Annotated in this window: 25 protein-coding genes, 1 tRNA gene and 1 pseudogene; 19 read left to right on the top strand and 8 right to left on the bottom strand. The window is 34.5% G+C overall.

What is annotated here, in order from left to right; genetic code table 11:
- Nucleotides 1-52: 52 nt before the first annotated feature.
- Complete coding sequence (locus ABWU33_RS04195) at nucleotides 53-271, bottom strand: transposase (protein ID WP_353280353.1); 219 nt, start codon at nucleotides 269-271, stop codon at nucleotides 53-55.
- A 12-nt stretch (nucleotides 272-283) separates the two neighbouring features.
- On the opposite strand from ABWU33_RS04195, the gene ABWU33_RS04190 reads away from it, so the two are divergent.
- Nucleotides 284-1,696, top strand: a complete 1,413-nt coding sequence (locus ABWU33_RS04190; RefSeq protein ID WP_264686125.1) for an IS4-like element ISWosp2 family transposase — start codon at nucleotides 284-286, stop codon at nucleotides 1,694-1,696.
- Here ABWU33_RS04190 and tnpA read toward each other — a convergent pair.
- From tnpA to ABWU33_RS04170, 4 genes and pseudogenes are all read right to left on the bottom strand, one after another.
- Nucleotides 1,649-1,999, bottom strand: coding sequence for an IS200/IS605 family transposase (gene tnpA / locus ABWU33_RS04185; protein WP_353280351.1), 351 nt, complete (start codon nucleotides 1,997-1,999; stop codon nucleotides 1,649-1,651). The genes ABWU33_RS04190 and tnpA overlap by 48 nt on opposite strands.
- 87 nt (nucleotides 2,000-2,086) lie before the next feature.
- Nucleotides 2,087-3,562 (bottom strand): annotated as a pseudogene (locus ABWU33_RS04180) (DUF4815 domain-containing protein); the annotation flags it as partial.
- A gap of 6 nt (nucleotides 3,563-3,568) precedes the next feature.
- Entirely contained in the window at nucleotides 3,569-4,255 is a 687-nt protein-coding gene (locus tag ABWU33_RS04175) for a hypothetical protein (RefSeq protein WP_264378050.1), read from the bottom strand.
- Nucleotides 4,256-4,275: 20 nt separating this feature from the next.
- Entirely contained in the window at nucleotides 4,276-5,493 is a 1,218-nt protein-coding gene (locus ABWU33_RS04170) for a phage tail protein (protein WP_353281064.1), read from the bottom strand.
- Nucleotides 5,494-5,678: 185 nt separating this feature from the next.
- On the opposite strand from ABWU33_RS04170, the gene ABWU33_RS04165 reads away from it, so the two are divergent.
- The 7 genes from ABWU33_RS04165 (at nucleotide 5,679) to ABWU33_RS04135 (ending at nucleotide 11,028) form a co-directional block, all read left to right on the top strand.
- Nucleotides 5,679-5,978 carry a transposase gene (locus ABWU33_RS04165; RefSeq protein WP_353280344.1) on the top strand — a complete coding sequence of 100 codons (300 nt, stop codon included), beginning with the start codon at nucleotides 5,679-5,681 and terminating at the stop codon, nucleotides 5,976-5,978.
- Nucleotides 5,954-6,832 (top strand): IS3 family transposase, encoded by an 879-nt coding sequence (locus ABWU33_RS04160; protein ID WP_353273672.1) that lies wholly within the window; start codon nucleotides 5,954-5,956, stop codon nucleotides 6,830-6,832. The genes ABWU33_RS04165 and ABWU33_RS04160 overlap by 25 nt, the downstream gene beginning before the upstream one ends.
- 334 nt (nucleotides 6,833-7,166) lie before the next feature.
- Nucleotides 7,167-7,988: a zinc ribbon domain-containing protein gene (locus ABWU33_RS04155; protein WP_353280349.1), complete on the top strand. Its 822-nt coding sequence runs from the start codon at nucleotides 7,167-7,169 to the stop codon at nucleotides 7,986-7,988.
- Between the two features lie 48 nt (nucleotides 7,989-8,036).
- Nucleotides 8,037-8,624, top strand: a complete 588-nt coding sequence (locus ABWU33_RS04150) for an L-threonylcarbamoyladenylate synthase (RefSeq protein WP_006013379.1) — start codon at nucleotides 8,037-8,039, stop codon at nucleotides 8,622-8,624.
- A 17-nt stretch (nucleotides 8,625-8,641) separates the two neighbouring features.
- Nucleotides 8,642-9,493: a DNA polymerase III subunit delta' gene (locus ABWU33_RS04145; protein WP_211908312.1), complete on the top strand. Its 852-nt coding sequence runs from the start codon at nucleotides 8,642-8,644 to the stop codon at nucleotides 9,491-9,493.
- 36 nt (nucleotides 9,494-9,529) lie between these two features.
- Nucleotides 9,530-10,324, top strand: a complete 795-nt coding sequence (locus ABWU33_RS04140) for a hypothetical protein (RefSeq protein ID WP_010407430.1) — start codon at nucleotides 9,530-9,532, stop codon at nucleotides 10,322-10,324.
- 44 nt (nucleotides 10,325-10,368) lie between these two features.
- Nucleotides 10,369-11,028 carry a VirB8/TrbF family protein gene (locus ABWU33_RS04135; protein ID WP_211908314.1) on the top strand — a complete coding sequence of 220 codons (660 nt, stop codon included), beginning with the start codon at nucleotides 10,369-10,371 and terminating at the stop codon, nucleotides 11,026-11,028.
- Nucleotides 11,029-11,042: 14 nt separating this feature from the next.
- On the opposite strand, the gene ABWU33_RS04130 is transcribed toward ABWU33_RS04135, so the two are convergent.
- Both ABWU33_RS04130 and ABWU33_RS04125 read right to left on the bottom strand, forming a co-directional pair.
- Complete coding sequence (locus ABWU33_RS04130) at nucleotides 11,043-12,542, bottom strand: proton-conducting transporter membrane subunit (protein WP_410542179.1); 1,500 nt, start codon at nucleotides 12,540-12,542, stop codon at nucleotides 11,043-11,045.
- A gap of 335 nt (nucleotides 12,543-12,877) precedes the next feature.
- Nucleotides 12,878-14,320, bottom strand: a complete 1,443-nt coding sequence (locus ABWU33_RS04125; protein ID WP_211908318.1) for a replicative DNA helicase — start codon at nucleotides 14,318-14,320, stop codon at nucleotides 12,878-12,880.
- Nucleotides 14,321-14,422: 102 nt separating this feature from the next.
- Here ABWU33_RS04125 and ABWU33_RS04120 point away from each other — a divergent pair.
- From ABWU33_RS04120 to ABWU33_RS04085, 8 genes are all read left to right on the top strand, one after another.
- Nucleotides 14,423-14,505, top strand: a tRNA-Leu gene (locus ABWU33_RS04120).
- 23 nt (nucleotides 14,506-14,528) lie between these two features.
- Nucleotides 14,529-15,131 carry an RDD family protein gene (locus tag ABWU33_RS04115; RefSeq protein WP_211908320.1) on the top strand — a complete coding sequence of 201 codons (603 nt, stop codon included), beginning with the start codon at nucleotides 14,529-14,531 and terminating at the stop codon, nucleotides 15,129-15,131.
- Nucleotides 15,132-15,143: 12 nt separating this feature from the next.
- Nucleotides 15,144-17,168: a lipase family protein gene (locus ABWU33_RS04110; RefSeq protein ID WP_353280346.1), complete on the top strand. Its 2,025-nt coding sequence runs from the start codon at nucleotides 15,144-15,146 to the stop codon at nucleotides 17,166-17,168.
- A 57-nt stretch (nucleotides 17,169-17,225) separates the two neighbouring features.
- Complete coding sequence (locus ABWU33_RS04105; protein WP_353280344.1) at nucleotides 17,226-17,525, top strand: transposase; 300 nt, start codon at nucleotides 17,226-17,228, stop codon at nucleotides 17,523-17,525.
- The gene (locus ABWU33_RS04100; RefSeq protein ID WP_353273672.1) at nucleotides 17,501-18,379 is read left to right on the top strand and encodes an IS3 family transposase; all 879 of its coding nucleotides are present in this window, start codon (nucleotides 17,501-17,503) and stop codon (nucleotides 18,377-18,379) included. Before ABWU33_RS04105 ends, ABWU33_RS04100 begins: the two co-directional genes overlap by 25 nt.
- A 114-nt stretch (nucleotides 18,380-18,493) precedes the next feature.
- Nucleotides 18,494-18,934 carry a hypothetical protein gene (locus ABWU33_RS04095; protein ID WP_410542178.1) on the top strand — a complete coding sequence of 147 codons (441 nt, stop codon included), beginning with the start codon at nucleotides 18,494-18,496 and terminating at the stop codon, nucleotides 18,932-18,934.
- A gap of 127 nt (nucleotides 18,935-19,061) precedes the next feature.
- Nucleotides 19,062-20,387, top strand: coding sequence for a dihydroorotase (locus tag ABWU33_RS04090; protein ID WP_211908323.1), 1,326 nt, complete (start codon nucleotides 19,062-19,064; stop codon nucleotides 20,385-20,387).
- An 84-nt stretch (nucleotides 20,388-20,471) separates the two neighbouring features.
- Nucleotides 20,472-21,656 carry a ribonuclease D gene (locus ABWU33_RS04085; RefSeq protein WP_211908325.1) on the top strand — a complete coding sequence of 395 codons (1,185 nt, stop codon included), beginning with the start codon at nucleotides 20,472-20,474 and terminating at the stop codon, nucleotides 21,654-21,656.
- Here ABWU33_RS04085 and coaE read toward each other — a convergent pair.
- Nucleotides 21,646-22,224 (bottom strand): dephospho-CoA kinase, encoded by a 579-nt coding sequence (coaE, locus tag ABWU33_RS04080; protein WP_353280341.1) that lies wholly within the window; start codon nucleotides 22,222-22,224, stop codon nucleotides 21,646-21,648. The genes ABWU33_RS04085 and coaE overlap by 11 nt on opposite strands.
- 135 nt (nucleotides 22,225-22,359) lie before the next feature.
- Between coaE and ABWU33_RS04075 the strand changes: the two genes are divergently transcribed.
- The 3 genes from ABWU33_RS04075 (at nucleotide 22,360) to metG (ending at nucleotide 26,406) form a co-directional block, all read left to right on the top strand.
- Nucleotides 22,360-23,763 (top strand): NAD(P)H-dependent flavin oxidoreductase, encoded by a 1,404-nt coding sequence (locus ABWU33_RS04075; protein ID WP_250120360.1) that lies wholly within the window; start codon nucleotides 22,360-22,362, stop codon nucleotides 23,761-23,763.
- 81 nt (nucleotides 23,764-23,844) lie between these two features.
- Nucleotides 23,845-24,753, top strand: coding sequence for a hypothetical protein (locus ABWU33_RS04070; RefSeq protein WP_353280338.1), 909 nt, complete (start codon nucleotides 23,845-23,847; stop codon nucleotides 24,751-24,753).
- A gap of 123 nt (nucleotides 24,754-24,876) precedes the next feature.
- The gene (gene metG / locus ABWU33_RS04065; protein ID WP_250120358.1) at nucleotides 24,877-26,406 is read left to right on the top strand and encodes a methionine--tRNA ligase; all 1,530 of its coding nucleotides are present in this window, start codon (nucleotides 24,877-24,879) and stop codon (nucleotides 26,404-26,406) included.
- Nucleotides 26,407-26,545 lie beyond the last annotated feature (139 nt).

The raw sequence follows: 26,545 nt of genomic DNA, 5'->3' as shown, positions 1-26,545 counted from the left end.
CTGAGAGCCGAAAGGTTGGATATAGCGCTGGAAGCGCGGTGAGAAGCTAAAGCTACTCCAATCTTATACTAGATATAGAATGAGGCTGATGTGCATCTGTATGTTTATTGATGTACTCATTAATGACTTCATCTGTGATATGTCCGCTGGTAGCACTAAAGTATCCTCTTCCCCAAAAACGCTTTCCCCAGTACATTTTATTTCTTACTATTACCCACAAATATAAATGGACATAAAAATAAAGTATTACAACATTAAAGTTTGCAAACATTGAGGGTAAAAAATGGCAAACAGGAATAATGAATGGGCTGAAAATGAATTTGGAGATGCTGTACTTGGAGATAAAAGGTTAACTGACCGATTAGTAAATATTGCTGATAGTTTTACAAGTTTACCTGAAAGCTCAATCAATCAGGCGTGTGGAAGTTGGTCAGAAGCAAAAGCAGCATATCGTTTTTTTCAAAATGAGAACGTGAAAGAAGGCGATATTCTAGCTTCACACGTTGCTAAAACAGTTGAAAGAACAAAAGCCCATAAAAAAATTTTTGTGATCCAAGATACAAGTTATATTTCATACACAGACCATGAAAAAACAAGTGGATTGGGAGTTATTACAAGAAAACATAGTCAAGGTATTATAATGCATACAGCTCTAGCTGTTAGTATAGAAGGTTTGGTACTAGGGATACTAGATCAAAAAATTTATTCAAGACCTGAAGAATCTGAAAACATAAAAAAAAAGAACAATGACAGTATCCGCATTGAAGATAAAGAGAGTATAAAATGGTTAGAAACTTTAAGCAACACAAACAACATTATTGATTCAACTCAAACTGAGACTATAACTATATGCGATAGAGAAGCAGATATATATGAGTTTTTTGAGCTTGCACATAATCTTAATTCGGCAGTGTTAGTTAGAGCTTCCAAAGATAGGGCAGTAAATAGAAAATCTCGATATCCTGAAAAAGGTGAGCAGAAGTTATGGGAATTTATTAAATCCTCTCATTGTGCAGGTACGGTAAAAGTTGAAGTTCCTGCAAAAGATAATAAGCCAAAAAGAACAGCACATTTGGAAGTTAGATTCGGAAAGTTTATTATGCATCCATCTAAGAATAGTATTAGGCATAAGAAAGAAGAATTACTTAAATTACCACACTATGCAGTTTACGTTGTTGAAAAAGACTTTCCTTCTGAAACAAGTCCGCTAGAGTGGATGCTTTTAACAAATCTTCCAGTCAATACCTTTGATGAAGCTGTTGAAAAAGTTAGGTGGTATTGTCTTAGATGGAAAATAGAAATATTACATAAAATTTTAAAATCTGGTCTCAAAGTTGAAGAATGTAGGCTTGGAACAGCAGAAAGGTTGATGCGATATTTAACAGTAATGAGTATTATTGCTTGGAGAATTTTCTTTATTACAACAATTGCAAGAACTGATCCAACATTACCGTGTACTACCTTATTAGCCGAAGAAGAATGGAAAGTTCTATATGTAAAAATACATAGAAAACCATGTTCAAATGCAACTCCTACTATAAAAGAAGCTGTTTCATGGGTTGCTCAACTTGGAGGACATTTGGCTAGAAAAAATGATCTAGAACCAGGACCCATTACTATTTGGAAAGGATGGAGACGTCTCTTTGATCTAGCAGAAGGATGGCGACTTGCTCACGAACTTTATATTTGTGGGTAATAGTAAGATTTTATTTAGCTCTGGAAATTCTTGTTGAATTTTGCGTGAAGACCTGCCTTTGGCTCTTTGAACAAAATCACTCACAGCTATATGAGGAGGTATTACTACGAATAAATGTAAATGATCTGATGATATTACTCCGTTTTCTATCTTAATCCCCATTTCTTCAGATACTTCTGCTATGATTGTTCGTATTCTCTCCTTCATAGCCTTAGTTAATACTCTGTACCGATATTTTGTAATCCAGACTATATGGTACCTATGATAAAATACAGTGTGTTTTCCTTTGTCATATTCCGTCATAACTATACTTTATAAAGTACAGTTATGACATTGACAAACTAAAGTTTCTCCACCTAGAAGGTGGAGGCTTGTACCATCTTATGGAAAGTCAACAAATACTCCTTTTTTGGTAGTAGGTTCTCTTGAATTTGCATCACTGCGTAGACGTTCCTCTGCAATAAGTAGCATAAGATCATTTATTCCCCTTTTCATTGCTTCAAGCTCATTCATTGGTACAGCATGAATAGCATTATTCACTATTTTCACCCCTTCTCCGTTTTTCCATGTTTGGTGAATGTAGCAGAGCAAAAGTTGTCCAGAGGGTGCTTTAGGCATTGACGGTCTCCAAGGGTGAGCTATGCCTTTTATTCTTCTTACCACTCCTTTGCTATCGATAGTAATTAAATCATAGCGTGGCATTTTCCAGGTGTAATCAATCAGAACCAAGCTGTTATCAACTGCACCTTTTACTTTGCATCCCTGTTCACTTATATCTTCAGGGCTTACATGAGTACGACAGCGGTAAGTTATTTGATAACTACTTCCAGGAGCTAGCTCTTTGCCGGGTAATGACCAATCAACGTTTCCTGCGTTTAGTTTGTAATCTGTACTATTTTCATAAATAACATTGCCTTGTTTAATTTGAATAATCTCAAGTACCGCAGAGTCAGGTATTGGATCAACAGCTCCTGAGTATGAACCGTGAGTAATGGTAATAGTTTTTTGAACAGTTATATCTACTTTTTTGATTTCACTTATTGGAAAATCATTAACCTTCAGTTCCATTACCCTTTGGCTATTTGGCTGAAAAGTATGTGGTTCTGATTCAACTGATTTTATATCCGGATCTTCATCAAAAGAAACACGAATACTGTGAGGTAACTCAATTTCATAGCCATCAACATGAGCTTTGCCCTCATTAATCACAAATATTTTTTTTCCTCCTTCTCCCTCTTCCTTTTGCAGGAACATTACTTCAAGACCATTTACGACGTAGGAACCATTTGCTTCTTTGTCATAACGAGCAAGAGCAGTAGTTACTATATTTGCTTGTGGTGGCGGTGAATGTTCTATCAATACTCCATTTTCAATATGGTAAATTGGGTAAAATTCGCCATTTGTAGAGTTAACAGTAACACTTTCTATTTGGTATCCCCAAATGGTGGAAACTTTAAGCCTTGCAGCCCCTACTTCTTGATAATTTCTTGTACCAACAGCAGGATCACGAAGATCCTCATCCTCAAGTTCTGTAATAGTAGATAGGGTGAAAAAAACACCTATACGAACTGTGGTACTCAGTGGAATAATAAATTCTTCTTTTTCGACTTTTCTAACTGCTCCACGAAGATAGATTTTTCCTGATTCAAGCGTAACTTTACCAGTTTCTCTATCTATAATACAATTGCTTCCTGTTATAACATCACCATCACGAAATATTGCATCACCTATGTCTTTAAGCTTAGAAAGAGCATACTCCTGAGTCTCGTTTAATTCTGCAGATTGCAAACCTCTTCCTGCAAGAAATAAGCTTTTCTCATATTCTTTGTCAGGATTAAAGCGGTTATAATAACTATTTAAGGTCATTTTGTTTCAAAAAGTTACAACAAATGAAAAAGTTTCCCGAGTTGCAGATGTTCTGATAAGTGGCACGGTGTGTTCTAAAACTAACAAAATTCCAGGATTTTCCACGTCTTTTGGCTCAAAATATCTCTGCCCAGATGACACTTTTTCCTTTACCTTTGTACCAACCATAACCCCGAGCTCCCTTATTACTTGATTTGCTGCGTCCGTGAAATCGAAAGTAAATTTAAGATAGAGATTATTAGTTGGTACATTAGAGGGTTTAAACCTACCTGTGGGAGTTAGAAGCTCTCCATCATCATCACCAGTACAAAAGAGTATCTCATCAACAACACGACGTCCAACTTCCTTAATTAATGTTGCAGAAGTAATTAGTTCCGGTGGTGTGTCTTGAGTGTACTCTATAGTGATTACGCTATCTGCTATAATTGCACCATTTTCTACACGCTCAATAGTGCCTGAGCTACTATCAACTATATAATCTATGCTTGACTGATAAATTGTTTGCCCTGTATAAACTTTTACATCTTTAATAGTGTGGTGATCTAAACTTATCTTGCCGCCTGCTGCAAAAGTTTTTTCAACTTTGTAGCTGCTTTCCCAGGTAGAATCTCCAGATCCCCAAGCAAGATGTATCGGTTGCTCTTTTATGCTCGCAGCAATAGCTGCTCTGCCTGATTGTGTGAGTACTGACATAGTTGATTGTGCAGTTGATATTATGTATATACAAGATCCGTAGAAAAAACGTCCAATTTTTTTGCAATAATAGGATCAAAATCTTTCCAAGGGCGATTTAAGTGGCGATGTTCATGCCAAGTAACCATACCTAGATAGAATGCTGCTACGTAATTTTCTAGCTCATGAATGGGATCTTTCTGTTTTGAATCTGAATCATTTTTACAATCAACGTGATATTCCACTAAATTAGACTCTATTATTTTTTGATCAGTAAAATTCTTCGCTTCATAGTAATAAGTTATACTAAATCGCTCTAAAATTGGTGTACGTTGAAAATTCCAAATCTGCTCAGAAAGTTTATCTTCACTTAAGTGAAGTGTATGCTCTATTTCTTCATAAGTAGTTGATGCAAAACAAGCATTTATATCCCCTAAGTTCCAACTATCTGACAATACTACCAACGCTTTAGCAAATTTAATTTCTGGCAATAAACTCTGTGGTAGAGGATATAGTGCTTTTAAGTTGTACCACTCATGATTTCTTTCATATATACCGTTGTAATTCTTCGTGTGAGGCTCTTTCTCTCCTAATATTGCAACATCTAACCTATATAAATCATTACTGTAACTTCTATCATAATGTGATCTAAAAGTGCCAAATTTAAATCTTGGATTTCCCATTTTCAGCTCAAATGAGTTTTTTCTTCCAAACGATAATACTGGTCCTTCTTTTGCTATTTTTACACCTGAGTAGTCTGAAAGAAGATCTCCAAAAATACTTTCATCTAACATAAATCGCTGAGCATTGTAATAGTCATTGAATATTCGCATTAATCGAGATCTTGCCGGTGCAGAAAGTTTTGCCAGAGCAATTACACTATCGACAAAAAAGTCATTAGGAACATCAGAGATGCCAATTTGAAATTCAGCAAAATGCTCTCCTGGTGGTTCTTCTTGAATGGTAATATTATCAATGTTTGCCCACTTCAGCGCCATCTTCAGTGACTGTGGTGTACCGCGCAAACGTTGAAATCTTATTCCGTTTTGCTTAGCTGAGACCCATTCTTTTAATGCACTCTTAGTAGCTTTCTTACCCCAGGATAAAATTTCTCCCAAACCGTATTCCGCTACTAGCCACGGCAACATTTCAGTCTGTGGGTTAAATTTAAATCCCCGTAGAGAATTTGCATCAAAAGAATAATTAATTATGTCTGTAAGTATTTGCTCTTGCTTTGAAGCATTTGGAGGAAGTATCACCAATTTTTACCTAACACTTAAATTATTTAAAGTAACGCATTCATTATCTTGCACGACGATGTCTTCTATCGGTTCTGTAAGCTCTATATTCTGCATACCTTCTATATGACCTTACCCAGAAAAAGTAGACAGAAAGTTAAGACGTTTTTGAAGTAAAATAAAACGTTTTTTCAAAGAGGTGTGGTATGACAAAAAGAAAAGAATATACAGCAGAATTCAAAATTGAAGCTATAAGACTAGTAAAAGAAACAGGTCAATCATCAGCAAAAATAGCAAGAGATTTGGGTATTAGCGGTGATTCATTAAGCAGATGGGTAAAAACATACAATGATAGAATGTCTGGAGTAGATGCGTTTCCAGGAAAAGGGAAAGTAGCTCATTGTGACAAAGAAAAGTTTTATTTAAAGAAAGAGCTGGCAAGAGTAACGAGGGAAAGAGACATTTTAAAAAAAGCCCTGGGATATTTTGCAAACCAAAAAGAGTAAAATATTCTTTTATAAAAGAACATGAAAACTGCTATAAAATACGGGAATTATGCAGATTTTTGAACGTATCTGCTTGTGGTTATTATAAATGGATTACTAAGGAAAAAAACAACAAAAAATCAATAAGAGAAGAGCTCATACAAGATATTCAGAAGGTATATCGAGCATCACAATGCAGATACGGAGCTCCTAAAATTCACGCTGAATTAAAGGCTTTAGGTAAAAATTATAACATCAAAACAGTGCAAAATGTTATGCAGAAAAATGGCATTCAAGCTAAGCTTAGACGAAAGTTTAAAAGTAAAAAACCACAAATAGACAATAGAGTTATAACTCCTAACATATTAAATCAGAATTTCATCGCTGATCAACCTAACAAGATATGGGTAACTGATATTACGTACATAAAAACTAATGAAGGATGGTTATATTTGGCAGCAATAATAGATTTATATTCACGCATGGTGATTGGCTGGTCAATGAGTAATGCAGTAAATAGGCAATTAGTTATAGATGCGTTATTCATGGCTATTGGTAGGCGCAAATCTGCTAAAAATCTACTATTTCATAGCGATCAAGGATCGCAATACACCTCTAAAAATTATCAATTTTTACTAAGTACAAAAAATATTACTTCTAGTATGAGTCACAAAGGTTGTTGTTATGATAATGCTGTTTCAGAGAGCTTTTTTAGTTCACTTAAGAGAGAGTTACTCATTGATACTTCACAACACTCTGCACAACAAGCTAAAACCGCAATATTTGAATATATAGAAATTTTTTATAATAAACAGCGTAGACATTCTACTATTAACTATTGCATTCCTGAGCTTTTTGATTCATCATTCTCATAGCAAAAACGTCTTAACTTTCTGTCTACTTTTTCTGGGTAAGGTCAGTAGCGAATGGATATACAAAACGCTGGATCTATATTCAGATTACAGAATAAGGTATTACAGACCGAAAGCATCACCAACACAATATGTGATAAACTTTGGTAAAGAACTTGCTAGGAAAGCGTAGTGCGGGAAAACCGCATGCTGCGTTTGACGAGGCGGGAGCTGGAAACGTTAACATGGGAATTTGGATTGAGGCCCACAGTGAAAACGACGGAATAGCCACTAAACCCTAAAGAAGGCGCGCCAGTTCTCGACCCTACAAATAATCAATGAAAATTTATTTGATTCAGTGCAAACACAATTAGCTGAAAATAGACAAAGAGCAAGAGTACGGCAAAGAAGAGAAACATATTTATTACAAGGTTTAATGGTATGCCAACGTTGTCAATATACTTATTGTGGTACAAACCACGTTCATAAAAAGTCGACATATTATTACTATCGTTGCTCTGGTACAAACTCTAGCAAATTTAATGGCAATAAAATCTGCGATAATAAATCAATACGCACTGATGTACTCGATACAGTCGTATGGGAGGAAGTTAAGAGTATATTAAAAGAGCCAGATAGGATTGCAAATGAATATCAACGTAGATTGTCAGAGAACAAAAAACCTTTACATAATCAAACACGTGAAAAGCAAGAAAGTAAGTTAAGATTAAGTATCAAAAAATTTATTGATAGCTATGCCAAAGGGTTTATAAGCCAAGAAGAATTTGAGCCAAGAATTACAACAATGAAACAACATTTGAAAGAAATTGAAGAAGAGAAAGAAAGAACACTCGATCAAAAGAAGTTACAACAAGAATTGAGCCTTGTTACAGATAGCTTGAAAAACTTTTCCTCAAGTGTTGAATCAAAGCTTGATCAAGTAGATTGGCAGACTAAGCAAAATATTATTAGAATGTTAATTCATCAAATTGAAATCAACCACAACCACTTATACATAGTATTTCGCATAAAAAGTCTTGCAAATTTTGATCAAAATAGCCATAATAGAATTATGCAATGTTGTACTAGCAGTCAAAACGAGCAGTTGCTAATAAAATTTACTGTAAGTATACAACAGATGCGTGCTAGCCATTTCGGTATCTTAATTGCTACCATATAGGGAGATAACGGTAAACCCAGAGCTATTGTAGACATAAGTTTTAGCTATATGGTATTTGAAGTAATAAATGCAATAAAAAATAATTTGTTAGCATGCTTTCCAACAGAGACAGTATATGCTCTTTCTTGTAATGCGCTAGGTAACGAATCTATAGAAAAAATATATCGAATAAAAAAGCGTTCTCAAAACAAGCCGCTCTCTGTATTTGTTAGTAATATTGATAGTTTGATAAATATAGCAAAGGTAAAGGAAGAGTATATCGATTTAATAAACTATTTTTCTCCTGGACCAATGACCTATATTTTACCACTTCAAGATAACAGTATATTACCAAATGAGTTCTTTAAAGATAGTATAGGCATAAGAATTCCTGATCATCCTATTGCGATTTCAATATTAAATGAACTGAAAACTCCAGTAGTTGCAACTAGTATTAACATTTCAGGAGAAAAAAGTATATGCAAAGCAAGAGATATACCTCAGTCTATTAAGCAACACTTATCTGCAGTAATTGAAGATGATGAATTAGTTTCTGGTATAGAATCTACTATTATTGACTTAACTGGAGACAAGATTAAGGTTTTAAGAAAAGGTAAAATTTCATTACAAACAATAAATAACGAATTTTCAAACTAAGATCTATAGGAGAAAGAATGAAAAAGGTGATAGGCCACAACCAAGCAAAAAAAAAGATAATGAACAACTTGTCTGTTCAATCTTGGCTGATCTGTGGTAAAAAAGGTATAGGAAAAGCAACATTCGCAAAATCCTTTTCTAATTGGTTTCTTATAAAAAATTACGATGAAGTAGCATTAGACTTACACATTGTTGAAGGTGATACAATAGGAGTGGAAAAGGTGAGAGAAATGAAAAACTTTTTGCACTTAAGCCCCATTCAATCAGAATATAAAATAGCTATAATAGATAGCTTAGAGTCAATGACTAATAATGCTAAAAATGCAATATTAAAAATATTAGAGGAGCCGCCACAAAATTCTAAAATATTTGTAATTAGCCATAAGCCATATGATGTACAAACCACCATCCGGTGTAGGTGTTTTCAGCTGAATTTACTTCCATTAACTTACGATGAAACAAAGCAGGTTGTTTCATCTCAGTGTAAATTCGACGATAAAATATTTAGTGAGATCATTACTTTGTTTCCTGGAACTCCGGGAGTAATAATAAATGCAATAAACAGTGGTGCTTATGAGTCACATAAGCATTTTTATACATTTTTCCGTAATCTAAATAATTCTGATATAGTTAATAAAATAATTAATAGTGAGATTGAGCTAGAACTAGCATCACATATAATTCAAACCTCCATTTTAGAAAGTATAAAGAAAGAAGTAAATAATGTTGAAATTCTACTAAGTCAATGGAAAGAAATAGATGAACTTTTCGTTGCTGCAAAGCAATTTCGCTTAGATAAAAAGCATGTTTTAGCTAATGTAGTTAACATCATGACACAAAAATGTAATACTTTTAACATAAATTTATGATAAAATTCTGCTAATTTAATACTGAAAGTATATAACTTGAATGATAATAAATTAACTGTATGGCAATCAATAGAAGTTTTAACAAACACTATACTGAACATGCAGAAAGAATTGAGTTTAATCAAGAATACATCTTTAGATCAAGACGTCACTTTAGAAAAAGGGAAGGAGCTATCAAGTGGCATCTATGAGGCAAATTTTAAGCTAAACAAGGCAATCAATATAGCTACTTTGCCAAGAATTGGCTATCATATGATTAATGATGAACTTGTTGTACGTAATCATATTACAAAAGAGGAAGTAAAGATCCCTAGAGATTTTCATTACTTTAAAGTTGTTAAATCCAATCACGATGATTGTAAATTAACGTTTTGTAATTTTTTAGGTAATGAGTTTTTTGAATATAAAAAGTATGATCCACAATATTCTGGTCTTTCAGATGAATATAAACTCATGGATTTTGGTAGTATAAAAAAGACTAATAATCTAAAACTTAAGGAGTATGTTGGTCATGCACCTAAATTTTTTGCTGTAGAAGGATCTATTGAGCCTGGATCTGAAAACCATGTAATTGATCTATTTGAGCTAGTCAGAGACGGTAAAGGCAAAAAAGTGGGAACTCTTGCTGATGAATTTGGTTATTTTGATGATCAAAATAAATTACACTACTATAATTATCACAAAAGTGCAGAAAGTAATACTTATGATCCTGAAAGCTTCAGTGTAAAAATGATAAATTTAGATGTGAGCAAAATTGATAAATTTCACCTTATTGCAGAACAAGGTGATATAATAATTCATCCTATTTTGGAAAATTTAGACATATTTTAAAGTTTTTTAGAGTATCCAGTATATTATATAATTGGGTTTGTATTATGGAAGATAAATTACTTGAATCAGTAAAAAACAAAAGTTACTTCAGGAAAGCAGTTGAATGGTATTGCCACAGATACCTGTTCTGCGTTGTAGAAAGATCTTGGATGGCGTTAATAGCGTTACTTCTCTTAGTATGTTTATTTTTATCACTACTAAACATATACCTATTACTTCCTGTTAAAAAAGATTTAAATTTTGTGAAGTATATGAACCACACAGAAGATGAGTTCTCTGCAATACATAAACTTAGTTTTAGTAAAAAAGAAGATGAGTACATTTCCATAGCAAGGTATTTAATAAGTAAATATATTGAAACATATGAGTCCTCTCGGACTGTTGAGCCAAAGTATCAAGAAAATTTTATAAAAAACAATTCTATATATAAAATCTATCAAGACTTTCAGGAAAAAGTAAACAATGAAGCTGTTTCATCCACAAGAAAAATTACCAACACAAACGTAACAACACTATCTATTGACCGATCGATCAAGGACTTAGTTACATTTGCTGGAAATGCCACTGTAGTTTTTGCAGCTGAGCAAAATAAGAAAATGAAAGACTATGCTGTGGAGGTTAGATTTACTTTATCAAACATGAAAGCAACTCTAACTGGTATAATACCATTTAAATTTATTGTTAACGGCTATAAATACAGGTGATTACATTTAAAAAATTACTTGGTAGCTAAAAAAATAACTAAAGTGCATACAGCAGTAACAACTGGAGGTAAAATTAGAAGCATTGGTGTCTTTTTAATAAAATAATTTCTAGAAGGTTTTAAGAAAAAGGCATTGTAAATTATCGGTAAGAAGTATAGAGCGTTGAGTATAGTACTGACAATTAACACCAGAGCTACAAATACAGAAAGTGTTACATTACTAGAGTTAAAAACAGCTTGAAAAATGAAAAATTTGCTCCAAAAAGTCGGAGCAGGTGGTACCCCTATCATGGACAATGCACCTATAGTAAATGCTATCATACTAATTGGCATACTACGTCCTATACCGTGAATTCTATCTATGTATTTCTCACCTGTTTTCGTTATTATTGCTCCAGCAGTGAAAAACAAAGTGATTTTTGCAAATGCGTGGCAAACTAATTGAAAAATTGCAACCCTCATGCTGAATTCACTAAAAATTGAAGCAAACAATATAATATATGACAACTGAGAGATGGTAGAATAAGCAAGCAATTTCTTTAATTCCTTTTGCTTTAATGCAATTAACGATGCAGTAATAATAGTAAATCCAGCAGCGTACGGAAGCCATCCTCCAGCAAACCAACTTTGCTGTGCAAAACGTTGCATATTATCGATGCCAAAAGTGTATAATATAACTTTGATGATGATGAACACTCCTGATTTCACAACAGCAACAGCATGTAGTAGTGCGCTTACAGGAGTTGGTGCAACCATTGCTTTTGGCAACCAAAAATGCATTGGCATTAATGCAGCTTTTCCTATTCCATAAATCAGCATAGCAAAACACACTGCAATAAAAGTTATGAACGAAGTATCAAACTTGAATATTCCACCTCTTACAAAGTCTAAAGTATGGAATTCATTATATAAGAGGCCTATTGCAGGAAAAAATAACACTAAAGAAGAGAAAAATAGTAAACCAAAGTAATAGCGTCCTGCAATTACTGATTCATTTGTTGAGTTGTAAGTAATCAGAGGGTATGTACTAATAGTTAGAAGCTCGTAAAAGACAAATGTAGTGAGCAAATCTCCAGAAAAAGCAATAAACATTGCACAGCTAATCGCTATTGAAAAAAAGCATAGAAAACTCGAGTAGTTACTATCAGCATAGTTATTTCGCATATAACATATTGCATACATACTGGTTAGTACCCACAAAAATGATATTAATAAACTGAATATTGCTCCACTAGACTCTAACTTTAAACTAATATGCAAATTATTACCAAAGTCCATGAGAATAAATTGAGAATGATCACCATACACCAAATATAAAGTGCATAGAGATGTATACGCAAATAGAAGCATAGAAGAAACAACAGTAATGCTATTGTTCAATCTGGGCCATTTACTAGTAAAAGAAATAGCTAATGCACTTAAAAGTGGAATCAACGCAGCAATTAACAAATAATTCTCAGTAATAAAAAGTGGCAAGGAAAGAGATATTAAAACAAAATCCATTAAGTAATTCATCTTTCTGTTTAGGTAAAGCTAAAATTATATTCAAGTTATAGAGAATTTGCTATTTTTTAGTTGTATATCGGAAGTGTTAAATAAACCATACGCATCAAGTTAAGAAAAAGTGGCGTAAGGAAGAAAGGAAATAGGAAAAAACTATTTTATATATTAAGTAATAAAGTTAGTAATTTATAGATCTTTCTAAAAAATTATCTTATCCTAGATAAGAATTTCCTAAAAAAATAAATGTAACAAATAAAATGCCAATCTTAAATATTGCTATGTTTCACGATAGCTTCTTAATTTGGCACGTATGGTTTGTTAAACACTTCCAGAATTACTCAAAACCGCTACAGACTATATCTTTCTGTATAATCTTTAAATGCACCTCTATTGGAGTCAAAATGTAGCTTCACACTGCCAATTGGCCCGTTTCTTTGTTTTGCAATGATCAGCTCTGCAATATTTCTAATTTTCTCCATTTTCTCTTGCCACTCTCGATGTTTATTACTTCCTTCATTTGGTTGCTTTCTTAATTCATAATATTCTTCTCTATAGAGGAACATTACTATATCCGCATCCTGCTCTATGCTTCCTGAATCACGTAAATCAGAAAGTTGTGGTTTTTTATCATCCCTTTGCTCAACAGAACGAGAGAGCTGTGATAGTGCAACAATGGGAATATTTAGTTCCTTTGCAATTGCTTTTAAACCCTGCGTCACTTCTGAGATTTCTTGCACTCTATTTTCACTACTCCTTTTTGTTGTTCCTCGAATTAACTGCAGATAATCGATAAAGACCACCTCTACATTATATAGTTGATAGAGAAGACGTATTCTGGTACGAAGAGCACTAATTGATAATGCAGGAGTGTCATCTATGATGAAAGGTAATTCGGATAGATCTGTACTAGCATTAATGAATTCGTGTAATTCAAAATCACTAATTCTCCCAGTCAGTGCCTTATAATAACCAATGCCTGAATCTATAGTAATCAATCTTGCAGTCAATTGCTCTGCTGACATTTCAAGTGAGAAAAACGCTACGTAGTGTTGTTTATCTGTTCTTTTTTGCAAAATCTTACAAGCATTAAGTGCGATGTTCAGCGCCAATGCTGTCTTTCCCATTGAGGGCCTTGCAGCTATAATTAACAGATCAGATTTCTGCAAACCACCAAGGAGCTGGTTTAGGTCTTGAAGTCCGGTTGTAATACCTAGAGCCTCTGGGTTATTCTTCAGCTTGCTGATCTTCTCAACCACATCTTTAATTGAACTTGCAAGCTTTATATATGTCTTATCACCTTGCTTTTTTACTACTAAGTTGAACAACTTTGTCATTGCCTGCTCAATTTGTACCTGTGCAGGATTTTCAATGTTGTAGTTGTAACTATCGTCAACTATCTCCTGCCCGAGCTTGATTAAGCATCTCCTTAAATAAGTATCACGGATTATTCTGGTCAAGCTATAGATATCAAGCGCAATGCTTGCCTTTGCTGCAAGTTTTGCTAGGTACTCAACTCCACCACATTCGGCAAATGCTTTATCATTTTCAAAAAACATCTTAAGGCTTAGTTCATTGGCAACTATGCCGTGTTTTCTGGTTTTAGATATCTGGGTAAAAATGCTTTGATGTAGTGGATCATAGAAATTGTCTGCTGCAATTATATCTTCAACTGCATCACAAATTCTATTATCACGAATCATTGCACCAATGAGCATTTGCTCTGCTTCTAAATTGTGTGGCAATTTACATATTTCTTCTCTTGAATCAATAAGATTAGCTAATTCATTCATTTTAAGTTTTCAGAGTAATGATTGATTATTGTAGAATATTCAGTCCTTACTTAAAAGATAAAAAATTTGACTAATCTTGTGTTGCTTATAGCATTAAAGTAGGCCCCTGTGGTGGAATGGTAGACACGGCAGACTCAAAATCTGTTGCTTGCAAAAGCATGCTGGTTCAAGTCCGGCCAGGGGCACTCAAACATTGGAAAATGCATATATGTTACATAAAATTTTTAATCGTTTATTTTCCATTCTTTCTTCTATAAATGCTATTCAAAAAGTGAAAAAGGATGATAATGGAATATGCTATGTAACGGGACTTAGACGCTATTTGTCAGTGCTGCTTGATTTAATCATCATCGTTTTATTTTTGCAGTTTTGCGGTCAGACCTTAAATCAACTCTTCATGAGCTCAGAGAGCAGTAAAATATTAGGCCAAATTGCTGCAAAATATCAAATGCAGGTACCACTATCTGCAGAGGAAACAGCAATGCAGAGTAAGCTAATCAAGTTACTAGTTCTAAATCAGATAGTTCAATTTATTATGCTTTTTAGTTATGTAGCATATATGTGGATAAGATTTGGCGCTACACCTGGAAAGTTATTACTTGGACTCAGAGTTGTAAATGCACAAACTTTTGAAAAATTGACTCTAAAACAAGCAATAAAGAGGTTTTTTTCCTTTATATTGTCAACTGCACCACTATTCTTAGGTTTCATATGGGCAAGCTTCGACAAACGTTGCCAAACTTGGCATGATAAGATTGCAAATACGGTGGTTGTCACAAATAAGAGTCTTAAGCCTGATAAAATGAAATAGTAGGTAAAAAATATGCCAAGTATTACTCATGGTCAAAGTATGGATTCTATTAGCGATAGTATTGTACATATTGGTGGTAATGAAATAAAAGAATGCGCAATTGAAGCGCTAGAACCATTTAAGAACGAATTAGAAGCTCAAAGTTTTGACCTTAATGGGCTAGGAACTTCTGACCTAATTAAAGCATGGAAGAAGATAGAAGATTTTAAAGGTGCTGGATTAAAGGATGCTTTTGACCTTGCTGATCTGATAAAAGGGCAAATTGCAGGATTTAATAAAGAAAAATTACAAGAAATGTGTACTTTTAGCAAGATTTCCTACGGTAATGTGGACAGAAAATTAAAGCAAGATGAGTACAAAACTAAAAGGCAATTTGAAGAAGAAGGTTATCAAATTATAAAATTTTACGACAATGAACTCATTGAAGACAAATATTGCTCGGATACTGACTATAAATTAGAGCAACAAGATGTCGGTTATGCTTTAATGAGTAGCAATTCATATAATCGAGATGCTGGTTATGTTTTTATTAAAGGTCAGGAAGTAACTATAGCTTACCATGGTACTCGTGATTTAAATGATGTAAAGGAAGATCTTCGTGCATCTTTAGCTAAATTGTCATTTTTACCTGAAGATCATCGTGTACACTCTGGTTTTTACTCTTTATTCAAACGCTCTTGGCCCAGTGTGCATAAGATATTAAAAGGGCATGCTAATGATAAAGGATTAGCAATCAAAGATTTGAAAATTAATGTTACAGGTCATAGCATGGGAGGTGCTCTTGCTAATATCGCTGCTTTATGTCTTAATAAAACAGAAGATGCCGAAGATGTTCATGTTGCAACTTTTGGCTCTCCAAGAGTTTTCTACAATGGTGCCGCTGAAGTTTACAATCAGTGTCTTGGAAATAAGACTATTAGAGTAGCTTGTCAATCAGATCCGGTACCATGTTTGCCACATGGTAATGCTGGTATGCACTATAAACATGTAGGTAAATCATTAAAATTAGAAACAGGTAAAACTCTGGAGTACTTAGAACTGCACTATCATAGAATTAATATCTATTATAACCTTGTTCGGGAAGTAGAGCAGGAAAATTTTAAATCAGATAACAATCCATCTAAGTATCGTCATATTGCTTATATTTTTGGCCTATTTTACCATGCAGTTTTGTCATATGTCGATGTGAATGATAAGGAGTTCTTTAAAAAAGTTGAGGAAGAAAATAAAGACATTAAGCTTTCTGAGATACCAATTCAATATGCTCCAAAATTAGAAGAGAAAATTAAACTACTAGAACAAGAAGTAGCTAAGCCTACTAATGACAAAACTCAATTAGAGGGAAGGTTAAAGAGTATACAACAAAGTTTGGTTGGAAAAACTAAAGAGCTAGATGATGAAAAAGGAAAATTAACACAAGAACAACAGGAGACTAATCAACTCAATGATCAAATAGATAAACTTACTGCAGAATTTAAAGGGACAAAAGATCAGCTTGCAGAAAAGAAAGCAGAGCTGGATGAACAAACTAGAACAGTAACCAAGCTTAATGATACTATAAAGGAACTTAAGGAAACAAATGCTGAATTAGAAAGAAAGAATAGTAATCTGGCTAATCGACTGGAGAAACTTGAGGAAGCAAAAACTAAGCTAGAAGAAAAGGTAGAATTTGCAGAAAAAGAGCTGAGGGATGCTAAAGCTCAATTCAGAGAGAGTGAGAGAGGGCTAAGGGAAGTAAAAGCTCAACTTGAACAGGAAAATAGTAATTTGTCTAGTCAAGCAAGGGAGCTTGAAGGGAAATGTGAGCAAACAGAAGTTCAACTTGTAGAATCAGAGCAAAAACTAGCTGAAGAAACTAGTAAAGTCATGCAACTTAGCAAAGAATCTAATGAAGCAAGAGCTCAGCTTGAAAAGAAGAAAAAAGAGATTGGAAAGCTAAAAGATCAAGTAGATCAAATGACTATACAAAACAATCAATTGGAAGGGCAGCTGGATGATGCAAAGCAAGGTCTAACTGACCTTACCCAGAAAAAGTAGACAGAAAGTTAAGACGTTTTTGAAGTAAAATAAAACGTTTTTTCAAAGAGGTGTGGTATGACAAAAAGAAAAGAATATACAGCAGAATTCAAAATTGAAGCTATAAGACTAGTAAAAGAAACAGGTCAATCATCAGCAAAAATAGCAAGAGATTTGGGTATTAGCGGTGATTCATTAAGCAGATGGGTAAAAACATACAATGATAGAATGTCTGGAGTAGATGCGTTTCCAGGAAAAGGGAAAGTAGCTCATTGTGACAAAGAAAAGTTTTATTTAAAGAAAGAGCTGGCAAGAGTAACGAGGGAAAGAGACATTTTAAAAAAAGCCCTGGGATATTTTGCAAACCAAAAAGAGTAAAATATTCTTTTATAAAAGAACATGAAAACTGCTATAAAATACGGGAATTATGCAGATTTTTGAACGTATCTGCTTGTGGTTATTATAAATGGATTACTAAGGAAAAAAACAACAAAAAATCAATAAGAGAAGAGCTCATACAAGATATTCAGAAGGTATATCGAGCATCACAATGCAGATACGGAGCTCCTAAAATTCACGCTGAATTAAAGGCTTTAGGTAAAAATTATAACATCAAAACAGTGCAAAATGTTATGCAGAAAAATGGCATTCAAGCTAAGCTTAGACGAAAGTTTAAAAGTAAAAAACCACAAATAGACAATAGAGTTATAACTCCTAACATATTAAATCAGAATTTCATCGCTGATCAACCTAACAAGATATGGGTAACTGATATTACGTACATAAAAACTAATGAAGGATGGTTATATTTGGCAGCAATAATAGATTTATATTCACGCATGGTGATTGGCTGGTCAATGAGTAATGCAGTAAATAGGCAATTAGTTATAGATGCGTTATTCATGGCTATTGGTAGGCGCAAATCTGCTAAAAATCTACTATTTCATAGCGATCAAGGATCGCAATACACCTCTAAAAATTATCAATTTTTACTAAGTACAAAAAATATTACTTCTAGTATGAGTCACAAAGGTTGTTGTTATGATAATGCTGTTTCAGAGAGCTTTTTTAGTTCACTTAAGAGAGAGTTACTCATTGATACTTCACAACACTCTGCACAACAAGCTAAAACCGCAATATTTGAATATATAGAAATTTTTTATAATAAACAGCGTAGACATTCTACTATTAACTATTGCATTCCTGAGCTTTTTGATTCATCATTCTCATAGCAAAAACGTCTTAACTTTCTGTCTACTTTTTCTGGGTAAGGTCAAACTGATAAAACTGATGAAGTAACCCGATTAACACAGGTTGCTGATACGCTAAATGGTCGGGTAGCTCAATTGACTACACAAAATGATCAGTTGGAAGGGCAGCTGGATGATGCAAGACAATCGTTCGCTGATCAAATAATGCAACGCGAAAATGAAAATAACGACTTAAAGACAAAGCTGCAAGAAATTGAAAACAAAAGTGAAGTACTAGAGAAGAGTCTACAGAAGCAATTTGAAAGCAAGAATGAAGAGCTAAGTGAAAAATTCTTGAAAGCAAGAACTTACAGTAAAAGGCAAGGTAATTATGCTTCTGTTTCTTTTGTATTATCTGGAGCATTTGCTGTTGGTACAAGTTTAACAATGGTTCATTTAGCAATGTGTGTTTCGCTTGCTGTAGCTGCATTAACTTTTCTTGCAGTAGGATGTTACTGTTCTTATAACGCAAATACCGCACTTAATAATGTTGAAGTTAGTCAAATCGGGAATGATCTTAGTCATTCTTTAGTTTAGTTGTAGAGTAGCTGCTTGAGTATTAATTTAAATATTCTTCATTGCTAGTTATTGTAACATCACTTTAATTTGGTTGTGTTTTACTAAAAAAACTTTAGATTTATTTTGTAATTGATACTTAAATATAATGACACAATCTTGGAATTTATTGCAGAAAGGCCAAAAGGAAGGCTATAAAATTGCGTATATCAATGCTCGTATTATTGACCCGGAAACTAAATTTGATATAAAAGGTTCATTGTTAACTGAAGGGGATAAAATTGTTGATTTTAGCGAATCATTACTTTCAACAAGTGGAGTTGATGAAACAATAGACTGTAAAGGGCTTGTTCTAATGCCAGGACTTATTGACATTCACGTGCATTTTCGTGAACCAGGTCAAGAGCATAAAGAAACTATACATACGGGTAGCAAATCTGCAGCTGTAGGAGGCGTTACAACTGTAGTTTGCCAGCCAAACACTGTTCCAGCGATTGATAGTGTTGTCTTGGCTAAATATTTGAAATATAGAGCACTTGAAACTTCACATGTGAATGTTGAATTTTACGCCAAAATTACCACTTCGAAAGAAAAATTAACTGAAATGGCGCTTTTAAAGGAAGCAGGTGCGGTTGGGTTCACCGATGATGGTATGCCAGTTATGAATCCAATGATTATGAGACAGGCACTGCTTTATTCAAGTATGCTTGATGTTCCTATTGCTCAACATGCAGAAGATTTAAATCTATCTGCTGGTGGCGCAATTAATGAGGGTAAGATTTCTGAAGAATTGGGAGTAAAAGGAATCTTGAGTGCATCAGAATCGGTTATGGTAACTCGTGATATACTACTAATGAAGGACATAGAAAATGTACACTACCATATTTTGCATGTCTCTTCAAAAGATTCACTTGATGCTATTAAACGAGCAAAAGATTTGGGGTTAAATGTTACATGTGAAGTAACTCCTCATCACTTTACTTTAACTGAAGATATAGTAAAGCAACATGGAGCAATCGCAAAAATGAATCCGCCACTTCGTACAGAGGAAGATCGTTTAGCTATGATTGAAGGTTTAAAGACAGGTGTGATTGATTGTATTGCAACCGATCATGCTCCGCATGATCTTAGTTCTAAAGATTTGCCACTTGAAAATGCTGCATTTGGTATTGTTGGCCTTGAAACAATGCTGCCCATTTCACTTGAACTATATCACAGTGGACAAATGGTTCTACTTGATGTGCTTGCAAAATTGACATATAAGCCTGCAGATATCATACATGTGCCACGTGGCCGCATACAGAAAAACCTTGCAGCGGACTTAATTTTAGTTGATTTGGATCATGAATGGAAAATTAAAGTTGACAACTTTGCTAGTAAATCAAAAAATTCCCCTTTCGATGGACGCAAAGTGAAAGGGCGCGTAATACGTACCGTTGTGTCTGGCAAAACTGTATATTTACAGAAGGATTAGTTATCATACAGTTGCGTTCTCAATTTCAATCAATTGTAAATATTCAATATAAGTGGTAAAATATAGCCACTGAATGAAAAATATATGCTAATTAGTACGACATCGGAGCTGGAGAATGCATGTGAAGAATTGATGGCAAAAGATCCAAAATTTATAGCAGTGGACACAGAGTTCATTAGAAACAATTTAACCTACTATCCTAGATTATCACTAATTCAAATTTCTTACGGAGAGAAGAGTTTTATTGTAGATGTGTTAGTACCGGGAATTGACTTATCGCTTATTAAGAAAATAATGCTGAATCGAGAAATAACCAAAGTTTTTCATAGTTGTCGGCAAGACATAGAATCCTTACTCACCGTGCTTAAATGTGTTCCTACTCCCATTTTTGATACCCAAGTTGCTGCTATGTTTTGTCATTATTATCACGACTTTATTGGTTATTCAAAAGTAGTAGAGCAATATCAGGGGGTAGCGCTGGATAAAATTAAAGCTAAAAATTCAGATTGGTTAAAACGGCCATTATCTGAGGATCAATTAGATTATGCAGTAAATGACGTGATACACCTATATGACCTACACCAAATATTGTGCAATAAACTTGAAGAAAATAATAGGATAGGCTGGTTTCAAGAAGAGATGGAATCAATAGTTGATGTTAATAAGTATTTGCATAATCCAAAAGATGCATGGAAGAGGATTAAATTTAATTATGAAGCAAATCCAAAGTTGATGTTAACTGTTAAAGCAGTTAGTGAGTGGCAAGAGATCTTAGCACAGCGTTACAATATAAATCGTAATAAGGTAGTCAATAATGCCGTAATAACTGGTTTAATTGAAAAAAACGTGGAACATATTGATGACATTTTAGATGACCTTAAGAGAAACACAAAAAATATAAAAGAGGAAGATTTATTAGAATTTATAGATATTTTCAATGAGAATGAGAAGGAATTTGTGCAGCAAAATTATACTCTGTCAGATAATTATGATAAATCTGTATTTGATATACTCTCGATTATTTTGGAGAGCAAATGTAAGGAAAATAACATATCAAGAAAGTTAATTTCATCAAAAGATGAGTTAGCTGGCTCAATATCTGGGCAGATAGATAAACTATTCAAGGGATGGAGATATGATTTTTTCGGCAGATCAGTAGAATCGTTTTTGAATGCAGGCTCAAGGTTTGAAATTTTAATGGTAAAATCTGCTGATAGTATAGCTAAAATTCGGAGTAATCTTGTGGAGAATAACCGTATCACGTGTTGAGGTCTAACGAGTTTATTATATCTTTCACTTGAGAAAGAACATTTGCACTGGTATCGATGATAAAGTCGCTCATTTGCTTTTTTTCTTCAATAGGTAGCTGAATACTAGACATTAGATCCAGCTTTTTTTTATCCATATTACGCTCACTGATCCTTTGAGCTTGTACAGCGCTATCTGCATGGATAAAGACAATAAAATCGCAATATAAACGGAATCTAGTTTCCAGCAGGAGTGGAATGTCTAGAACTAGAAACTTTCCGTCATTTTCTTTCTTCTGAGCAATAAAAATTTCTAATTCATTTCGCACAGCGGAATGCACTAAAGACTGAAATTGCTTCCAATTTTCATCATAAGCTAAAAAATATTTAGATAATACTGTTCTATCTATTTTTCCATTTACTATCACTCCAGGAAATTTTTCTTCTGCGTAACTTATTATGTTTTTGTTTACTTTATAAAGCTGGTGCACGACAGAGTCGGCATCAAACAAAGCGGCACCAAATTCTTTAAAGCAATTGGCTACAAAGCTCTTTCCAACTGCAATCCCACCTGTTAAACCTATGATCATATAGCAAATTTCTTATAAAACTATATTTATAGCATCTCCTATGCCTATTTAAAACTGAATGCATAGGTATAAAAAAGAAAAGCTATTATTTTTTTAGTAATTAAGTAAAATAGAGTGAAAGATTAAGAGGAAATTTTGAAAAATAAGATAAAAAAGATAGTGATTTCAGGAAAAGAAGTGTGGCCGATTATCGAAGGTGGCAAAGGCATTGCAATTAGTGACGGAAGATCAAGTGGAGCATTTGCTGCAGCAGATGCTGTTGGTACATTTTCTGGTGCAAATGCTAAACTTATCGATAATAACGGCGAGTTAGTGCCACTAATTTATAAAGGTAAAACAAGAAATGACAAACACAAGGAGTTAATTGAGTATAGTATCGAGGCTGGAGTTAGTCAAGCAAAAATAGCGAATGAAATATCAAAAGGCCGTGGAAGAATACATATGAATGTGCTTTGGGAAATGGGAGCAGCAGAGCAAGTCCTTCATGGCATATTAGAAAAAGCAAAAGGCTTAGTTCATGGCATCACTTGCGGTGCTGGTATGCCTTACAGGCTTGGAGAAATTGCAGCTAAATATCAAGTTTATTACTACCCTATTATCTCATCGGCGCGCGCTTTTAAAGCGTTGTGGAAACGTGCTTACCAAAAAATATCTTCTTTTTTACTTGGTGGAGTAGTATATGAGGATCCGTGGCTTGCTGGTGGTCACAATGGACTCAGTAATAGTGAAGATCCAGAATTATCACAGGCTCCATTTGAAAGAGTTGCAGAGCTTAGATCTTTCATGAATGAAGTCGGTCTTTCTGAAACGCCAATTGTTATGGCGGGGGGAGTGTGGAATTTGAAGGATTGGGAACATTGGTTTGACAATTTACAAATTGGACCAATAGCTTTTCAGTTTGGCACTCGTCCACTTTTAACAAAAGAAAGTCCGATTTCTACGGAGTGGAAAAAGAAATTACTCACTTTAGAAGAAGGTGACGTATTTTTAAACAAATTTAGTCCGACAGGATTTTACTCATCTGCAGTAAGAAATAGCTTCATACATGAGCTACAGGAACGAAATTCACGTCAAATAAAATTTTCAGAAAGTGCGAGTGGAGAGTTTAATAATGAATTTGCAATAGGTAGCAGAGGTAGAAAGATTTACCTCACTGCAAAAGACAAAGAGCTAGCAAATGCATGGATTAAAGCAGGGTATATAGAGGTAATGAAAACTCCAGATGCAACTGTTATTTTTGTGACACCAGACAAATTTGCGGAGATAAGACAAGATCAAATTAATTGCATGGGATGTTTGAGCCATTGTCTGTTTAGCAATTGGAAAGATCATGGTGACCATTCAACAGGGCGAAAGCCAGATCCACGGAGTTTCTGTATACAAAAGACACTGCAAAACATTGTACATGACGGCAATGTTGAAAATGAACTTATGTTTTCTGGACACAATGTGTACAAATTTAAGCAAGACCCATTTTATGAGAATGGCTACATACCGACAGTAACAGAACTGGTGGAAAGGATATTAACTGGGTATTAGGTTATGGTTGAATTGACAATTAAACTTTACTTTGCTATAATAAATGTTTATTAATTTAATCTTAATTTAGGGGTAACTTTTATGCGTGATAGTGTTTTAAAAAGGTATGCACTTGCCTATATAAAAGAAACTGGCAGTGACAATGGTGTTCAAGAATTTTTACGTTCTCGTGGTATGCAAAATATTGAGGACTGGAGTGATAAAAATTTTGAAAATGCGTATAAGGAATTTAGGCGCTATAACCCAACTAATGAACACAATATAGGAAGTGATCGACGTGATAGTAGGCAACAACCTACAAGCCCTCAGGCTACACACGTATATGTACACAATAACAGAGGTTTAGATTTTTGGGATTATTTACTACTTAGCAACCTGTTTAGTGGTCGTACTACAGTTATAAACAATCCTGGTTTCATTAGTGGTGGCCAGCTAAGTAGAGAAGATAAGAAAAAAGACTCAGAAGACAACAGGAAATTATTAGCTTTAGGTATAGCAGCTGTAGTTGTGTGTGTTGCTTTCCATGCTTTAATGTGTGTTTGGTACAACAGTAGCGAAAAAACGGCTAGAAAATCAGAAAAGGTAGATTACCTGGATAATAAACTTAAAATGTTCAGAAATATAGAATTTGCAGTTGGTGCAATTTCTTTAGCAGCTTTGATAGGTTGTGCTATTAACCCAGTCTTACCAGTTTGGGGTTTAGTCATTCTTGGCATTAATTCTCTTGTGTGTCTTGCTGGTAGTGTGGCTTTTCATATGAAGCATGAGAAAGAGTCAGAAAATATTGAGAGAGCTAAAGAGGCGGTAGGTAGCTATCCTAGAAAAGGGTATGGTTATGGAAATTATTCTCATGGTGTTGCACCACCTCCTTACCCTTTTGAAGAGCATAGTACTGCTCCAACTGCTCCTCCTAAAGGTGCATTTGATAATTCTTATCCAGAACAACATTTTGGAGGTTATGGACAGCAAACTGCTTACTCTAAAGCGTAAATCACTTACAGGATACCGCTGCAAAACGCAGCGGTATAATGGCTTTTCAGATTGCTTATACGATAGGATATATATTGATTTTTATTACTAGTGCAGATACGATAAAGCTTTAAACAGTACAAAATGGAGCAATTTGAGAGCTTTTACGTCACTACGCCAATATATTACGTAAACGACAAGCCACATATCGGCCACGCATATACTTCCCTTATCTGTGATGTTACAGCTAGATTTATGAAATTAGCTGGAAAGAACGTCAAATTTACTACTGGTACAGATGAACATGGACAGAAAATTGAAAAAGCGGCTAAGGTAAAGGGAATAGAGCCAAAAGAATTTACAGATGAAATAAATGTTACATTCAAAAAATTAGCTGAGCTAATGAACTTTGATTATGATGATTTTATTCGCACCACAGAAGAACGTCATGAAAAAGCAGTCATAGTTCTATGGAATAGGCTTGAAGAGAGAGGGCAAATATATCTGGATTCTTACTCAGGTTGGTATTCAGTTCGTGATGAAGCGTTTTATCAGGAATCAGAGTTGATAGATGGCAGAGCACCAACAGGTGCTGAAGTTCAGTGGATAAAAGAAGAGAGCTATTTTTTTCGCTTGTCAAATTGGCAAAACAAATTGCTAGAGTTATATGAAAATCAGCCGAATTTCATCTTTCCTGAGAGCAGAAAAAATGAAGTGGTATCGTTTGTAAAATCAGGACTTACTGACCTTTCGATTTCTCGTACTAGTTTTAATTGGGGAATAAAAGTACCAGGGAATGACAAGCACGTAATTTATGTTTGGATAGATGCGCTCACTAACTATCTCACATCAATAGGCTTTCCTAATATAGAAGATGAGGAATATAAGAAGTTTTGGACAAACTCCTTCAACGTTCATGTGATCGGTAAAGACATATTGCGTTTTCATGCTGTATACTGGCCAGCTATTCTTCTTGCAGCAGATTTATCACTGCCAAAGCAAATTGCAGTTCATGGTTGGTGGCTGAACGAGGGGGAAAAAATATCCAAATCCCTTGGTAACGTTATAGATCCAATTGGTCTGGCAGAAGAGTTTGGTGTTGATCAACTACGCTATTTTCTCCTTCGGGAAGCAAGTTTCGGTCAAGATGGTAATTTCAGTAAGAAGAACATGATCAGCCGCATAAACTCAGAGCTGGCAAACAATATAGGCAATTTAGTGCAAAGAACAATTTCATTTCTGCACAAGCAATGCTTTGGAGTTGTACCAGTGGTCGATCGCAATTTGCTTAAAGATGATGAGAGTTTACCAAATTGCAAAGCCATAATTGATCAAGTAATGGATCATCTATCAAAGTATGAATTTAACCAGATTATACTCCTGATTATCAATATCTCTTCCAAGGCCAATGCTTACATAGATAAAAGTGCACCCTGGACGTTAAGAAAAACCGATAGAAAGCTCATGGATTTAGTAATCTACAAATTACTGGAATTTATAAGGATAATTGGCATTTTGCTGCAGCCAATTGCTCCAAAGTCAGCAAAAATGATACTCGATCAGTTGCAAATTCCAAAAGAACAACGTGATTTAAAATCTCTGTGCAACGCATACGTAGGTTTAGACATTACACTGCCTAAACCTACGCCGATTTTTTTGAGGATCGATATTTAAAAAATCCTTAGTAAGCCGTTACAAGACCAGACTGAGTTGGCCGTTCTGTAGTTAGCCTTTTTAATTCAACAGACTCAACCACTATCGGCTGAGAGCCGAAAGGTTGGATATAGCGCTGGAAGCGCGGTGAGAAGCTAAA

The sequence above is a fragment of the Wolbachia endosymbiont (group B) of Cyclophora punctaria genome, from assembly GCF_964028235.1.
Lineage (GTDB): Bacteria > Pseudomonadota > Alphaproteobacteria > Rickettsiales > Anaplasmataceae > Wolbachia.
The sequence above is the reverse complement of the archived record's forward strand: the minus strand, read 5'-3'. Positions and strand labels throughout refer to the sequence as shown.